This window comes from Enterobacter cloacae complex sp. CARB60, assembly GCF_036487345.1.
GTDB classification, from domain to species: Bacteria; Pseudomonadota; Gammaproteobacteria; order Enterobacterales; family Enterobacteriaceae; genus Enterobacter; species Enterobacter asburiae_D.
In genome coordinates, this window is sequence record NZ_JAZKLC010000002.1 from 4,582,645 (window position 1) to 4,597,478 (window position 14,834).

Sequence of the window (14,834 nt, forward strand, 5' to 3'; positions counted from 1 at the left end):
TCAGAATCCGCTGATGTGCTGTTCAGCGAGCCATTTCGCCAGCACATCAATCTGAGGCGCGTGCATCCAGTTAACGATTTGTCGCGCTTTCTCCTCTCCCGTTCCCGGCAGGGTTTGCCAGACCTTTGCGTTGCGCCCGCTCATCTCCTGCCACGATATGTCTCCCATCGCCTTCAGCGAAGCCTGCGTCATTGGCACACCTAATGCCATGAGCCAGCGGATAAACGGCTTCTCGCGCACCAGATTGAATCGGTGCCAGAGCGCCAGCCCGCGTGCTGAGGAAAACCCCGGTGTAGACTCCAGCTGCGCCTGAGTTAATAACAGCCATGAAAAGAGATGTTCAAAATGATGCGCCTGCCAGAGGGTCCGCCAGCCTGACTCGCCTAATCCTTCAATATCGAATACCTGCTTTGAGCTGAGCCACGTCAGCCGGGCAAAGAACTGCTCCATACACTCCGGCGAAGCATAGAAACAGCTAAGCGCATGATAGCGCGGGGCCGGAGGCTCTGGTTTATGCCTGTCCGTCCCGCGCCAGAGCACCTTATCAAACCGGGGAATACCCTGCCCGGCCAGGCTGACCTGTATCTGATCACCCGGGGCAATATCCAGCCTCTGCCAGCGCCCAACCGAACCCAGACTCACCCGCTGCACCTGTTTATCATCCAGTTGCACGGGTTCCAGCGCTGCTACAACGGAAATTTTGCCCGTTCGCCCCACGGAAAAATGAATATCACTCACCTCAGCGGCCTGGGCTGCAGGAGGATATTTCCATGCGACAACCCAGTTGCCTTCACCCGGCAGCCAGCCTTCGCCCGCGGGTTCATCCTCCGAACGCACCACAATGCCATCCGTGGCAAAGGGTAATGCGGTCACGTGCCAGGCCGCGCGCTGTTTCTCGACGGCATCAACAGATTTAGCGGGAAGCGTATACCGTGCCGACAGCGTAAAACCGGCCTGAGACAGTTCAGCTAAAGAGGTCTGCATATCTTTCGGTCCGTCCGGCCAGGCCCAGATTAATATGCCTATCCTGCTCAATAGCGAGTTATCCTTTTGCCGCATCATCGCCCCCGCCACCTTTGCGCGAGCGTTCATTCCGCCCATCTGGTTCTGAATGTGGTTGTCACGTAACCAGAAAAGCTCGCCCTGTAAGACGCTATTCGCCAGCGCGCCGGTGAGCTTTTGCGGAACCGACGGGATTAAACGTACCTTATCGGTCCAGTCTTCCCCTTTCAGGCCATCACCGCGACTGATGGCCTGGGTTAACTTTCCGTCACGATAGACCAGCGTCACCGCCACACCGTCAACTTTCGGCTGCAGCCACAGATGCTGTCGGGCACGCATCCACTGCCTCAGCTCCTCTTTGCTGGCCACTTTATGCACGCCCGTGTGGGCAACAGGATGTTTTACGCTTCCCCTCAGCGCGGGGAGTTTCTCTTCTGAAGTCTCGCTGCCAAAACAACGCTGCCACTGCGTTAACCGCCCGTGAAGCTGGTCGTAAACCTCGTCGTTGATCTCGCTCACGCCCTGCTTCCAGTAGGCCTCATCCCAGCGTTTGATTTGCGCGCTTAACGACGCCATCTCTTTCTCTGCTTTTGCCTGCGACCACACCGGACATACCGCCGCGCCATAGCCACACCACAACAGCATTAACCCGCTTATCCATCGCCACATCGCTACCCCTCCTTTGCAATGCAGGAGGTATACCCGGATGCCCGAAACAACGCTAACGGCAACGTTTCACAATGCGAGACGCCATCCGGTATTTCTTTTGGTTGCTGAAAACCCCGGATAAAACCTGAAAACGGCACGCAAAATTCAATAATCCAGGGGAAAAAGTGTGACAAAGGCTACGTCACGGTGCGCCGACGTGTATAATAAGCCCGTATGTAGGACTTCTTCGTTAACACATACAAAAGACTCTCATGGCTCAAGGCACGCTTTATATTGTTTCTGCCCCTAGTGGCGCGGGTAAATCCAGCCTTATTCAGGCACTGTTAAAAACCCAACCGTTGTACGACACACAGGTTTCTGTTTCTCACACCACGCGCCAGCCGCGTCCGGGTGAAGTACACGGTGAACACTATTTCTTTGTGGATCACGACGAATTCAGAGCGATGATCGGCAGAGACGCGTTTCTTGAACACGCTGAAGTATTCGGTAATTACTACGGTACCTCGCGTGAAACCATTGAGCAGGTTCTGGCCACGGGCGTGAATGTGTTCCTGGATATCGACTGGCAGGGCGCACAGCAAATTCGCAAGAAAATGCCTGACTCGCGCAGTATCTTTATTTTACCGCCATCGAAAGATGAGCTTGATCGCCGCCTGCGTGGCCGCGGCCAGGACAGCGAAGAAGTGATCGCAAAGCGTATGGAACAGGCTGTTGCAGAAATGAGCCATTACGCGGAATATGATTACCTTATTGTGAATGATGATTTTGATGCCGCATTGAGCGATCTCAAAACCATTCTTCGTGCAGAACGTCTGCGTATGAGCCGCCAGAAGCAGCGACATGACGCATTAATCACCAAACTGTTGGCAGACTGAACCCACTTTCAGTATCATGCCCAGTCATTTCTTCACCTGTGGAGCATTTTAAGTATGGCACGCGTAACTGTTCAGGACGCTGTAGAGAAAATTGGTAACCGTTTTGACCTGGTGCTGGTCGCCGCGCGTCGCGCTCGTCAGATGCAGGTAGGCGGTAAAGATCCGCTGGTACCGGAAGAAAACGATAAAACCACCGTTATTGCACTTCGCGAAATCGAAGAAGGTCTGATCAACAACCAGATCCTCGACGTGCGTGAGCGCCAGGAGCAGCAAGAGCAGGAAGCCGCAGAACTGCAGGCCGTAACCGCTATTGCTGAAGGTCGTCGTTAATTAAACCTGCGGGTCGCCCTTGTATCTGTTTGAAAGCCTGAATCAACTGATTCAAACCTACCTGCCTGAAGACCAGATTAAGCGTCTTCAGCAGGCGTATCTCGTTGCACGTGACGCTCACGAGGGCCAGACACGTTCAAGCGGTGAACCCTATATCACGCACCCGGTAGCGGTGGCCTGTATTCTGGCCGAGATGAAACTCGACTACGAAACGCTAATGGCCGCTCTGCTGCACGACGTGATCGAAGATACCCCTGCCACCTATCAGGACATGGAACAGCTGTTTGGCAAAAGCGTTGCCGAACTGGTGGAAGGGGTCTCTAAGCTTGATAAGCTGAATTTCCGCGACAAGAAAGAGGCGCAAGCCGAAAACTTCCGCAAGATGATTATGGCGATGGTGCAGGATATCCGCGTCATTCTCATCAAACTCGCTGACCGTACCCACAACATGCGCACGCTGGGCTCACTTCGTCCGGATAAACGTCGCCGCATTGCCCGTGAAACCCTCGAAATCTACAGCCCGCTGGCGCACCGTTTAGGTATTCATCACATTAAAACCGAGCTGGAAGAGCTGGGTTTTGAAGCGTTGTACCCAAATCGCTATCGCGTGATTAAAGAGGTGGTGAAAGCCGCACGCGGTAACCGTAAAGAGATGATTCAAAAAATCCTCTCTGAAATCGAAGGGCGCTTACAGGAAGCGGGAATCCCGTGCCGCGTCAGCGGTCGCGAGAAACATTTGTACTCCATCTACTGCAAAATGGTGCTCAAGGAGCAGCGTTTTCACTCGATCATGGACATCTACGCCTTCCGCGTCATTGTCCACGACTCGGACACCTGCTATCGCGTGCTGGGGCAGATGCACAGCCTCTACAAACCGCGTCCGGGTCGCATGAAAGATTACATCGCCATTCCAAAAGCGAACGGCTATCAATCTTTGCACACCTCGATGATCGGGCCACACGGCGTGCCTGTTGAGGTGCAAATTCGCACCGAAGACATGGACCAGATGGCAGAGATGGGTGTCGCCGCACACTGGGCTTACAAAGAGCACGGTGGCGAAAGCAGCACGACCGCACAAATCCGCGCCCAGCGCTGGATGCAGAGCCTGCTGGAGCTTCAGCAGAGTGCGGGTAGCTCGTTTGAATTTATCGAGAGCGTTAAATCCGATCTCTTCCCGGATGAGATTTACGTTTTCACCCCAGAAGGTCGCATTGTCGAACTGCCTGCGGGCGCAACGCCGGTCGACTTCGCTTACGCCGTGCATACCGATATCGGGCATGCCTGCGTCGGCGCGCGCGTCGACAGACAGCCTTACCCGCTGTCTCAGCCGCTCTCCAGCGGCCAGACGGTAGAAATTATTACCGCGCCGGGCGCACGTCCGAACGCGGCCTGGCTGAACTTTGTCGTGAGCTCCAAGGCGCGCGCCAAAATTCGCCAGCTGCTGAAAAACCTCAAGCGCGATGATTCCGTCAGCCTGGGGCGTCGTCTGCTCAACCACGCGTTGGGCGGCAGCCGTAAGCTGGCTGAAATTCCGCAGGAGAACGTCCAGCGTGAGCTGGAACGTATGAAGCTCGCGTCGCTTGATGACCTGCTGGCAGAGATTGGCCTCGGCAACGCCATGAGCGTGGTGGTGGCGAAGAACCTGCAGCAAGGCGACACGACAGCGGTGCCGGCAACCACGCAAAGCCACGGACACCTGCCGATTAAAGGCGCAGACGGGGTGCTGATCACCTTCGCAAAATGCTGTCGTCCAATTCCTGGCGACCCGATTATTGCGCACGTCAGCCCGGGTAAAGGGCTGGTTATCCACCACGAGTCCTGTCGTAACATTCGCGGCTACCAGAAAGAAGCCGAGAAATTTATGGCGGTCGAGTGGGATAAAGAGACCGCGCAGGAATTTATCACCGAAATTAAGGTGGATATGTTCAACCACCAGGGTGCCCTGGCGAACCTGACGGCAGCGATCAACACGGCCTCTTCCAATATTCAGAGCCTGAATACGGAAGAAAAAGATGGCCGCGTGTACAGCGCCTTTATTCGTCTGACCGCCCGCGACCGCGTGCATCTGGCGAATATTATGCGCAAGATCCGCGTCATGCCGGACGTGATTAAAGTCACCCGAAACCGAAACTAGGTTTATGAATTCACAACGTTATGCACGTATCTGCGAAATGCTCGCCAGGCGTCAGCCTGACCTGACGGTCTGCATGGAGCAGGTGCATAAGCCTCATAACGTCTCTGCTATCGTTCGTACCGCAGATGCCGTCGGTGTGCATGAAGTGCACGCCGTCTGGCCGGACGGCCGTATGCGCAATACGGTCTCGGCGGCGGCAGGCAGCAACAGCTGGGTGTCTGTCAAAAATCATCACACCATTGGCGAAGCCGTATCGCACCTGAAAGGGCGCGGGATGCAGATCCTGGCCACTAACCTGTCCGCTAAAGCCGTGGATTTCCGCGAGATCGACTACACCCGCCCGACCTGCATTTTGATGGGTCAGGAGAAAACCGGGATCACCCAGGAAGCGCTGGATCTGGCGGATCGGGACATCATCATTCCGATGATCGGCATGGTCCAGTCTCTCAACGTCTCCGTGGCGTCCGCGCTCATTCTGTATGAAGCGCAGCGCCAGCGTCAGAACGCCGGGATGTACGAGCGCAGCAACAGCATGCTGCCGGAAGAGGAACAGCAGCGCCTGCTGTTTGAAGGTGGTTATCCGGTGCTGGCTCGCGTTGCGAAGCAGAAAAAATTGCCTTACCCCCACGTCAACGCGCAGGGCGAAATTGAAGCCGATGCCGAGTGGTGGGCCACCATGCAGTACGCCGGGTAAGCGATGAAAGGCCGCCTGTTGGATGCCATCCCGCTTAACAGCCTGACGGGCGTGGGTGCGGCGCAAAGCAATAAGCTGGCAAAAATTGGCCTGCACACCGTGCAGGATCTCCTGCTTCACCTCCCCCTGCGTTACGAAGACCGCACCCAGCTCTATAAGATTGGCGATCTCCTTCCCGCCATTTACGCCACCGTTGAAGGCGAAGTCCTGAACTGCAACATCACCTTCGGCGGACGCCGGATGATGACCTGCCAGATCAGCGACGGCACCGGTATTCTCACCATGCGGTTTTTCAACTTCAGCGCGGCAATGAAAAACAGCCTGGCGACGGGCCGCAGGGTGCTGGCCTATGGCGAAGCCAAACGCGGGAAATACGGCGCAGAGATGATCCACCCGGAGTACCGCGTACAGGGCGATCTCAGCACGCCGGAGATGCAGGAGACGCTCACCCCGGTTTACCCGACAACCGAAGGCATCAAGCAGGCGACGCTGCGTAAGCTCACCGATCAGGCGCTGGAGCTGCTGGATACCTGCGCCATTACCGAGCTGCTGCCGCCCGAGCTGGCGCAGGGCATGATGAGCCTGCCCGAGGCGCTGCGCACCCTGCACCGCCCGCCGCCAACGCTGCAGCTCAGCGATTTAGAAAGCGGCAAACACCCCGCCCAACAGCGTCTTATCCTTGAGGAATTACTGGCACATAACCTGAGCATGCTGGCGCTTCGCGCGGGCGCGCAGCGTTTCCACGCCCAGCCCTTAAGCCCGCTTGATGAGCTCAAAGATAAGCTGCTGGCCTCGCTGCCGTTTAAACCCACCGGCGCGCAGGCGCGCGTCACCGCCGAAATCGAACGCGATATGGCGCTCGACGTGCCGATGATGCGCCTGGTGCAGGGCGACGTCGGGTCCGGTAAAACGCTGGTTGCCGCGCTGGCGGCCCTGCGCGCGATTGCCCACGGTAAACAGGTGGCGCTGATGGCGCCGACCGAGCTGCTGGCAGAACAGCACGCCAACAATTTCCGCGCCTGGTTCGCGCCGCTGGGGATTGAAGTGGGCTGGCTTGCCGGGAAGCAAAAAGGCAAAGCGCGCCTTGCGCAACAGGAGGCAATTGCCAGCGGGCAGGTGCAGATGATTGTCGGCACGCACGCCATCTTCCAGGAGCAGGTGCAGTTTAACGGTCTTGCGCTGGTGATTATCGACGAGCAGCACCGCTTCGGTGTGCATCAGCGTCTGGCATTATGGGAGAAAGGCCTGCAGCAGGGCTTCCACCCGCACCAGCTGATCATGACCGCCACGCCGATTCCGCGCACCCTGGCGATGACCGCCTACGCCGATCTGGATACCTCCACCATCGACGAACTGCCGCCGGGCCGTACGCCGGTCACAACGGTCGCCATTCCAGACACGCGCCGCAGCGATATCATCGACCGCGTGCGCAACGCCTGCACCCACGAAGGGCGTCAGGCCTACTGGGTCTGTACGCTGATTGAAGAGTCTGAACTGCTGGAAGCGCAGGCCGCCGAAGCAACGTGGGAAGAGCTTAAGCTGGCGCTGCCGGAGCTAAACGTGGGTCTGGTTCACGGACGCATGAAGCCCGCCGAAAAACAGGCGGTGATGCAGTCGTTCAAACAGGGTGATTTGCATCTGCTGATCGCCACCACGGTGATCGAAGTCGGCGTGGACGTTCCGAATTCCAGCCTGATGATCATCGAAAACCCGGAACGTCTCGGCCTTGCCCAGCTCCACCAGCTGCGCGGGCGCGTTGGCCGTGGCGCGGTAGCGTCCCACTGCGTACTGCTCTACAAAGCTCCGCTCTCAAAAACCGCCCAGATGCGGTTGCAGGTGCTGCGCGACAGCAACGACGGCTTTGTGATTGCGCAAAAAGACCTGGAGATCCGCGGCCCGGGCGAACTGCTGGGCACGCGTCAGACGGGGAACGCGGAATTCAAAGTGGCGGATTTGCTGCGCGATCAGGCTATGATCCCCGAAGTTCAGCGCCTGGCTCGCCATATTCATGAACGCTACCCCGAACAGGCGGCAGCGTTAATTGAGCGCTGGATGCCGGAAACCGAGCGCTATTCCAACGCCTGATTTCAGGCAAACATCGGCAGCATCAGGTACAGCTTAATCACCAGCGCGTTGACGATATCAATAAAGAACGCCCCGACCATCGGGACCACCAGAAACGCCATGTGCGATGGCCCGAACCGTTCGGTGATCGCCTGCATGTTGGCGATAGCCGTTGGGGTAGCTCCCAGGCCAAACCCGCAGTGACCCGCCGCCAGCACCGCCGCATCATAGTTTTTACCCATCATGCGCCAGGTGACAAATATGGCGTATAGAGCCATAAACAGCGCCTGCACCGCCAGTATCGCCACCATCGGCAGCGCCAGCGAGGCCAGCTCCCACAGCTTGAGGCTCATCAGCGCCATCGCCAGGAACAGCGACAGGCAGACGTTGCCAAGCACCGATACCGCCCGTTCAAACACGCGATAGAAGCCCATCAGCGCCAGACCGTTGCTCAGGATCACCCCGATAAACAGCACGCAGACAAACGTCGGCAGTTCAAACGCTGAGCCCGCCAGCCATTGCGCAACCACTTTGCCCACGGTCAGGCAGATGGCGATCGTCGCGATGGTTTCAATCAGCACCAGCGAGGTAATGCTGCGCCCGACGTCCGGCTTTTCGAACGCGGTCGGCACCAGCTCATCGTCAGGCCTGCCGTTCGGCGTGGTGGAGTGTTTAACCAGATACCGCGCCACCGGGCCGCCAATCAGGCCACCCAGCACCAGACCAAAGGTCGCACAGGCCATCGCCACTTCCGTCGCGTTTTCAAACCCGTAGCGTTCGATGAACAGCTTGCTCCACGCCGCCCCGGTACCGTGACCGCCCGAAAGGGTAATCGACCCCGCCAGCAGCCCCATCAGCGGATCCAGCCCCAGCAGCGTCGCCATCCCGATGCCGATAGCGTTTTGCATCAGCAGCAGCCCCACCACCACAATCAGGAATACGCCGAGCACTTTACCGCCCGCCCGCAGGCTCGCCAGGTTGGCGTTCAGGCCGATGGTGGCAAAGAAGGCCAGCATCAGCGGGTCCTTCAGGGACATATCAAAATCGATTTCCCAGCCCATGCTTTTTTTCAGTATCAGCAGAGCCAGCGCCACCAGCAGGCCACCGGCGACAGGCTCAGGAATGGTGTATTTCTTCAGAAGGGAAACGCTATGTACCAGCTTACGGCCAAGCAGTAGGACCAGCGTTGCGGCAACAAGTGTCGACAACGTATCGAGATGAATCATAGAAGGCTCCTGTTTTGCGCGTGTTCCATACACACGCGGCGTTATCCTGGGCCGGTTTGCGCTCTTCATGAGCTCCCGGCGCGAAAAAGTGTAATTTTTTTTCCCGATGCGTTGTAGAAAACCTGCTCACAGCGGCAGATTTTCTTCCCTTTTTTTGCTGGCAATCGTTTGCTTTTACCAGGTGGTCAGATAAAATGCCCGCTTTTCCACCGTGGGATTGCCGCCGATGTCCGTTAACACCATAGAGTCGCCTGATGCGCAACCGATTGCGCAGAAGCAAAATAGCGAACTGATTTACCGCCTTGAAGACCGCCCGCCGCTGCCGCAAACGCTTTTCGCCGCCTGCCAGCATCTTCTGGCGATGTTTGTTGCGGTGATCACCCCGGCGCTGCTGATTTGCCAGGCGCTCGGTTTACCGGCGCAGGACACGCAGCACATTATCAGCATGTCTCTCTTCGCCTCCGGCGTGGCCTCGATTATTCAAATTAAAGCGTGGGGTCCGGTAGGGTCGGGATTATTGTCGATTCAGGGCACCAGCTTTAACTTCGTGGCACCGCTGATCATGGGCGGTACGGCGCTGAAAACCGGCGGTGCGGATGTTCCGACCATGATGGCGGCGCTGTTCGGCACGCTGATGCTGGCCAGCTGTACGGAGATGGTGATCTCCCGCGTTCTGCATCTGGCTCGCCGCGTCATCACCCCACTGGTTTCCGGCGTCGTCGTGATGATTATCGGCCTGTCGCTGATCCAGGTGGGCCTGACCTCCATCGGCGGCGGCTATGCCGCAATGAGCGACCACACCTTCGGCGCGCCGAAAAACCTGCTGCTGGCGGGTGTCGTGCTGGCGATCATCATTCTGCTTAACCGTCAGCGTAACCCCTACCTGCGCGTGGCCTCGCTGGTGATCGCCATGGCGGCCGGTTACCTGATGGCCTGGGCGCTGGATATGCTGCCGCAAAATACCGCACCGACAAATGCCGCGCTAATCACTATCCCAACGCCGCTTTATTACGGCCTGGGCATTGACTGGGGCCTGCTCCTGCCGCTGATGCTGGTCTTTATGATCACCTCTCTGGAGACCATCGGTGATATCACCGCTACCTCGGACGTCTCCGAGCAGCCGGTATCCGGCCCGTTGTATATGAAGCGTCTGAAAGGCGGCGTGCTGGCGAACGGCCTGAACTCGTTTGTCTCTGCAGTATTCAACACCTTCCCGAACTCCTGCTTCGGTCAGAACAACGGCGTGATCCAGTTGACCGGCGTGGCCAGCCGCTACGTCGGTTTTGTGGTGGCGCTGATGCTGATCGTCCTCGGTCTGTTCCCGGCGGTAAGCGGCTTTGTGCAGCACATCCCTGAGCCGGTGCTGGGCGGCGCAACGCTTGTGATGTTCGGGACTATCGCGGCCTCCGGCGTGCGTATCGTCTCCCGCGAGCCGCTGAACCGCCGCGCGATCATGATTATCGCGCTGTCGCTGGCCGTCGGTCTGGGCGTATCCCAGCAGCCGCTGATCCTGCAGTTTGCGCCAGACTGGGTGAAAAACCTGCTCTCTTCCGGCATTGCCGCGGGCGGTATCACCGCTATCGTTCTGAACCTCGTTTTCCCGCCTGAGAAAAATTGATTTCTCCCACGGCAGGCAGTCAATGCCTGCCGTGACATCTAATTACACCATTCCCGCCTTGAGGATTGCGCATAAATCGTGCATAACTCCCTTATGTGCGTTTTTGCGGGATGGAAGACCATGAAATTTATTGGAAAGCTACTCGTCTATCTTTTGGTAGCTCTGCTCATTGTGTTACTGGCGCTCTACATTCTGCTCCAGACCCGCTGGGGCGCGTCTCAGGTCAGCAGCTGGGTGACGGTGAATACCGACTACGAACTCAGTTTCGACAAGATGAATCACCGCTTTTCGTCGCCTTCCCACATCATTCTGGAAAACGTCACCTTCGGTCGGGACGGTAAACCCGCCACGCTGGTAGCCAAAAAAGTCGATATTGGCCTGAGCAGCCGCCAGATAACCGATCCGCTGCATATGGACACCATCACCCTGTTCGACGGCACGCTGAACCTCTCTCCGCAAACCGCGCCGCTGCCTTTCCAGGCGGATCGCCTGCAGCTGAACAACATGGCCTTTAACAGCCCGAATACCGAATGGGACCTGAGCGCGCAGAAGGTCACGGGCGGCGTCAGCCCGTGGCAGCCGGAAGCGGGCAACGTGCTGGGGAACAACGCGCAGATTCAGATGAGCGCAGGTTCGCTGACCCTGAACGGCGTACCGGCCACCAACGTGCTGATCGAGGGCCAGCTTAACGGCAAGGAGGTGGTGCTGAAAACGATTGGCGCGGACATGGCCCGTGGCTCACTCACCGGCTCCGCCCTGCGCAACGCCGACGGGAGCTGGATTATCGACACCATGCGCCTGAACGAGATCCGCCTGCAGAGCGATAAAACGCTGACGGCGTTCTTCGCGCCGCTGGCCACCATCCCCTCTTTGCAGATTGGTCGTCTGGACGTGACCGACGCCCGGCTTCAGGGCCCGGACTGGGCGGTGACCGATCTCGATTTAAGCCTGCGCAACCTGACGCTCAGCAAAGGCGACTGGCAGAGCCAGGAAGGTCGCCTGTCCATGAACGCCAGCGAGTTTATCTACGGCTCTCTGCATCTTTTCGACCCGATCCTGAATGCGGAGTTTTCCCCGCAGGGCATGGCGCTGCGTCAGTTCACCTCCCGCTGGGAAGGCGGCATGGTGCGCACCTCCGGCAACTGGCTGCGTGACGGTAAAGCGCTGGTGCTGGACGATGTCGCCATCGCCGGGCTGGAGTACACCCTGCCTGAAAACTGGAAAACGCTGTGGATGGATCCCCTGCCGGAATGGCTGAACAGCGTGACGCTAAAAAAATTCGGTCTGAGCCGCAACCTGGTGATCGACATCGATCCCGCCTTCCCGTGGCAGCTCACATCCCTGGACGGCTATGGCGCATATTTACAGCTGGTGAAAGACCGTCAGTGGGGCGTGTGGGGCGGTAGCGCAACCCTGAACGGCGCGGCGGCAACCTTTAACCGCGTGGACGTGCGCCGTCCGTCGCTGGCGCTGAACGCCAACGCCGCCACGGTGAACATTACCGACCTGAGCGCGTTTACCGAGAAAGGTATTCTGGAAGCGACCGCAACGGTTTCACAGCTTCCGCAGCGTCAGACAACGGTGAGCCTGAACGGGCGCGGCGTGCCGCTCAACGTGCTGCAGCAGTGGGGCTGGCCTGCGCTGCCGATTACGGGCGACGGCAATATTCAGCTCACCGCCAGCGGCAGCGTGCAGGCGAATGTCCCGCTTAAGCCGACGGTGAGCGGCAAGCTGAACGCGGTGAATATGGATAAACAGCAGGTGCAGCAGACGATGACCAACGGGATGGTGTCGGCGGTGGCTCCGGCACAGTAAATAGCCGGGTGGCGGCTTCGCCTTACCGGGCCTACGATCCCATGTAGGCCCGGTAAGCGAAGCGCCACCGGGCATTTTTACGGCTCAGAAGTGAACCACCACCTCATTCCCATCCGCTTTCACCACCACACCCCACTCGCTGCCCGCGTGTGAACCGCCCTTCACGCCGCTCACCTTCTGCACGTTGCGCAAGCACACCGACCAGTTTTGCGCGTCTCCCGCGCCGGTAAAGGTCACGATGTCGCCCCGACGTGACGCCTTCAGCGTGAACGCCACGGAGCCGTCCGCCGCAGGCACTTTGCTCACCGCCGTTGCGCCGTCGTCCAGGTTAAACAGCTGGAAGGCCGTCCCCTCGTTCCACGCGTAGTCCGGCTTCTGGTTATTGTTACCCAGCGCCAGCAGCGTGTTATCGCGCACGTAGACCGGCAGGCTCATGAAATCGTGCTGCTGCTTATGCCAGCGGCTGCCCTGAATTTCGTCGTTATGCCACAGGTGCGTCCAGCGTCCTTCCGGCAAGTAAAACTGCACGTCCCCCGCCTCGGAGAACACCGGCGCAACCATCAATGAATCCCCCAGCATGTACTGGCGGTCGAGGTAATCGCACGCCGGATCGTCCGGGAACTCCAGCATCATCGCCCGCAGCATCGGCGTGCCGAACTCGCGGGCCAGCGCCGCCTGACGATACAGATACGGCATCAGCTGACACTTCAGCTGCGTGAAGTGGCGCACCACGTCGCAGGACTCGTCATCGTACGCCCACGGCACGCGGTAGGATTTGCTGCCGTGCAGGCGGCTGTGGCTGGAGAACAGCCCGAACGCGCACCAGCGCTTGTAGACGTGCGCCGGGGCGGTGTTTTCGAACCCGCCGATATCGTGGCTCCAGAACCCGAAGCCGGACAGGCCAATCGACAGCCCGCCGCGCAGGCTTTCGGCCATGGATTCATAATTGGCGTAGCAGTCGCCGCCCCAGTGCACCGGGAACTGCTGCGCACCGACGGACGCCGAACGGGCAAACAGCACCGCCTCTTCTTCCCCCACCGTTTCTTTCAGCACGTTCCACACCAGCTCGTTATAGATGTAGGCGTAGTGGTTGTGCATCTTCTGCGGATCGGACCCGTCGAACCACTGCACGTCCGTCGGGATACGTTCGCCGAAGTCGGTTTTGAAGCAGTCGACGCCAATGTCTACCAGGCCTTTCAGCCTGTCGGCATACCACCGGCACGCCTCCGGGTTGGTGAAGTCATAAATCGCCAGCCCCGGCTGCCATTTGTCCCACTGCCACAGGGAGCCGTCCGGGCGCTTGAGCAGGTAGCCCTTCTCTTTCAGCTCCCGGAAGATCGGGGATTTCTGGCCGATGTACGGGTTAATCCACACGCAGACCTTCAGCCCTTTCTCTTTCAGGCGGCGGATCATCCCTTCCGGATCCGGGAAGGTCACCGGGTCCCACTCGAAGTCGCACCACTGGAAGGCCTTCATCCAGAAGCAGTCGAAGTGGAACACGTGCAGCGGGAGGTCGCGCTCGGCCATGCCGTCGATAAAGCTGTTTACCGTCGCTTCGTCGTAGTTGGTGGTGAACGAGGTGGTGAGCCACAGGCCGAACGACCAGGCAGGCGGCAGCGCCGGACGCCCGGTGAACTGCGTATAGCGGTTCAGCACCTCTTTCGGCGTCGGGCCGTCGATCACGAAGTACTCCAGATATTCCCCTTCCACGCTGAACTGCACTTTGGAGACCTTCTCGGAGCCAATTTCGAAGGAGACGTTTTCCGGATGATTGACCAGCACGCCGTAGCCGCGGTTGGTCAGGTAGAACGGGATATTTTTGTAGGACTGTTCGGTGCTAGTGCCGCCGTCGCGGTTCCAGGTTTCGACCGTCTGGCCGTTGCGCACCAGCGCGGTAAAGCGCTCGCCGAGGCCGTAGACCGTTTCCCCCACGCCCAAATCCAGACGTTCAAACACGTAATTGCGGTCGGTATTGCTGTCCTGCACGTAGCCGTTGTTTTTCAGCTGGCTGCCGGTGATGCGCTGCCCGTTACGCAGGAAATCCAGCGACCAGAACTCGCCTTTGGTGACGCGCACGCTGACGCTGCCGCTTTTTAGCTCGGCAAAATCGGCGTTGTTTTCAATCTCTACCTTCACGTCTTTCAGAACGTTCAGCGGATAGTGCGGGCCGTTATTCAGCGCGCCCTGGAAGTGCTCGATGCGCACCCCGACAATCCCTTCCTGCGGGGCAAACAGGCGCACCGTGAACATCAACGTGTCGAGCTGCCAGGTGCGTTCGCGCACGTCGCGCGGCGCCACGTACACCACCAGGTCATTGCCCTGCTGCTCCACGTCGAACACCTGAACCGGATACGTCACGTTCAGGCCCGGTTGAATGAGCCAGTTCCCATCACTGATTTTCATACTC

10 protein-coding genes are annotated in these 14,834 nt (G+C 58.6%); 7 read left to right on the forward strand and 3 right to left on the reverse strand.

Going from position 1 to position 14,834, the window contains the following annotated elements; all coding sequences use genetic code 11:
- On the reverse strand, positions 1-1,671 hold the full coding sequence (gene ligB / locus V4835_RS23050; protein WP_331413885.1) for an NAD-dependent DNA ligase LigB: 1,671 nt from the start codon (positions 1,669-1,671) through the stop codon (positions 1-3).
- Between the two features lie 251 nt (positions 1,672-1,922).
- Between ligB and gmk the strand changes: the two genes are divergently transcribed.
- Genes gmk through recG form a run of 5 tightly spaced genes read left to right on the forward strand, consistent with a single transcriptional unit; the run spans position 1,923 to position 7,789 of the window.
- The gene (gene gmk / locus V4835_RS23055; RefSeq protein ID WP_008502674.1) at positions 1,923-2,546 is read left to right on the forward strand and encodes a guanylate kinase; all 624 of its coding nucleotides are present in this window, start codon (positions 1,923-1,925) and stop codon (positions 2,544-2,546) included.
- Positions 2,547-2,600: 54 nt separating this feature from the next.
- Positions 2,601-2,876: a DNA-directed RNA polymerase subunit omega gene (gene rpoZ / locus V4835_RS23060; RefSeq protein ID WP_000135058.1), complete on the forward strand. Its 276-nt coding sequence runs from the start codon at positions 2,601-2,603 to the stop codon at positions 2,874-2,876.
- Between the two features lie 19 nt (positions 2,877-2,895).
- Positions 2,896-5,010 (forward strand): bifunctional GTP diphosphokinase/guanosine-3',5'-bis pyrophosphate 3'-pyrophosphohydrolase, encoded by a 2,115-nt coding sequence (spoT, locus tag V4835_RS23065; protein ID WP_023309883.1) that lies wholly within the window; start codon positions 2,896-2,898, stop codon positions 5,008-5,010.
- Between the two features lie 4 nt (positions 5,011-5,014).
- Positions 5,015-5,704, forward strand: a complete 690-nt coding sequence (trmH, locus tag V4835_RS23070; protein WP_024906644.1) for a tRNA (guanosine(18)-2'-O)-methyltransferase TrmH — start codon at positions 5,015-5,017, stop codon at positions 5,702-5,704.
- 3 nt (positions 5,705-5,707) lie between these two features.
- Entirely contained in the window at positions 5,708-7,789 is a 2,082-nt protein-coding gene (gene recG / locus V4835_RS23075; protein ID WP_331413886.1) for an ATP-dependent DNA helicase RecG, read from the forward strand.
- A 2-nt stretch (positions 7,790-7,791) separates the two neighbouring features.
- Here recG and gltS read toward each other — a convergent pair whose 3' ends face one another.
- The gene (gene gltS / locus V4835_RS23080) at positions 7,792-8,994 is read right to left on the reverse strand and encodes a sodium/glutamate symporter (protein ID WP_063145642.1); all 1,203 of its coding nucleotides are present in this window, start codon (positions 8,992-8,994) and stop codon (positions 7,792-7,794) included.
- Between the two features lie 226 nt (positions 8,995-9,220).
- Here gltS and V4835_RS23085 point away from each other — a divergent pair, with 226 nt between their 5' ends.
- Together V4835_RS23085 and V4835_RS23090 are read left to right on the forward strand one after the other, a co-directional pair.
- Positions 9,221-10,612: a nucleobase:cation symporter-2 family protein gene (locus tag V4835_RS23085; RefSeq protein ID WP_042714436.1), complete on the forward strand. Its 1,392-nt coding sequence runs from the start codon at positions 9,221-9,223 to the stop codon at positions 10,610-10,612.
- Between the two features lie 120 nt (positions 10,613-10,732).
- A complete protein-coding gene (locus V4835_RS23090; protein ID WP_331413887.1) occupies positions 10,733-12,427 on the forward strand; it encodes an AsmA family protein in 1,695 nt (564 codons plus the stop codon).
- Between the two features lie 84 nt (positions 12,428-12,511).
- Here the strand turns inward: V4835_RS23090 and yicI are convergent, their stop codons facing one another.
- Positions 12,512-14,830: an alpha-xylosidase gene (gene yicI / locus V4835_RS23095; RefSeq protein ID WP_331413888.1), complete on the reverse strand. Its 2,319-nt coding sequence runs from the start codon at positions 14,828-14,830 to the stop codon at positions 12,512-12,514.
- Between the last annotated feature and the right edge of the window lie 4 nt (positions 14,831-14,834).

Coding starts and splice junctions, on each gene's coding strand:
- ligB (WP_331413885.1), bottom strand. CDS start 1,671: ATGTGGCGATGGATAAGCGGGTTAATGCTGTTGTGGTGTGGCTATGGC.
- gmk (WP_008502674.1), top strand. CDS start 1,923: ATGGCTCAAGGCACGCTTTATATTGTTTCTGCCCCTAGTGGCGCGGGT.
- rpoZ (WP_000135058.1), top strand. CDS start 2,601: ATGGCACGCGTAACTGTTCAGGACGCTGTAGAGAAAATTGGTAACCGT.
- trmH (WP_024906644.1), top strand. CDS start 5,015: ATGAATTCACAACGTTATGCACGTATCTGCGAAATGCTCGCCAGGCGT.
- recG (WP_331413886.1), top strand. CDS start 5,708: ATGAAAGGCCGCCTGTTGGATGCCATCCCGCTTAACAGCCTGACGGGC.
- gltS (WP_063145642.1), bottom strand. CDS start 8,994: ATGATTCATCTCGATACGTTGTCGACACTTGTTGCCGCAACGCTGGTC.
- V4835_RS23085 (WP_042714436.1), top strand. CDS start 9,221: ATGTCCGTTAACACCATAGAGTCGCCTGATGCGCAACCGATTGCGCAG.
- V4835_RS23090 (WP_331413887.1), top strand. CDS start 10,733: ATGAAATTTATTGGAAAGCTACTCGTCTATCTTTTGGTAGCTCTGCTC.
- yicI (WP_331413888.1), bottom strand. CDS start 14,830: ATGAAAATCAGTGATGGGAACTGGCTCATTCAACCGGGCCTGAACGTG.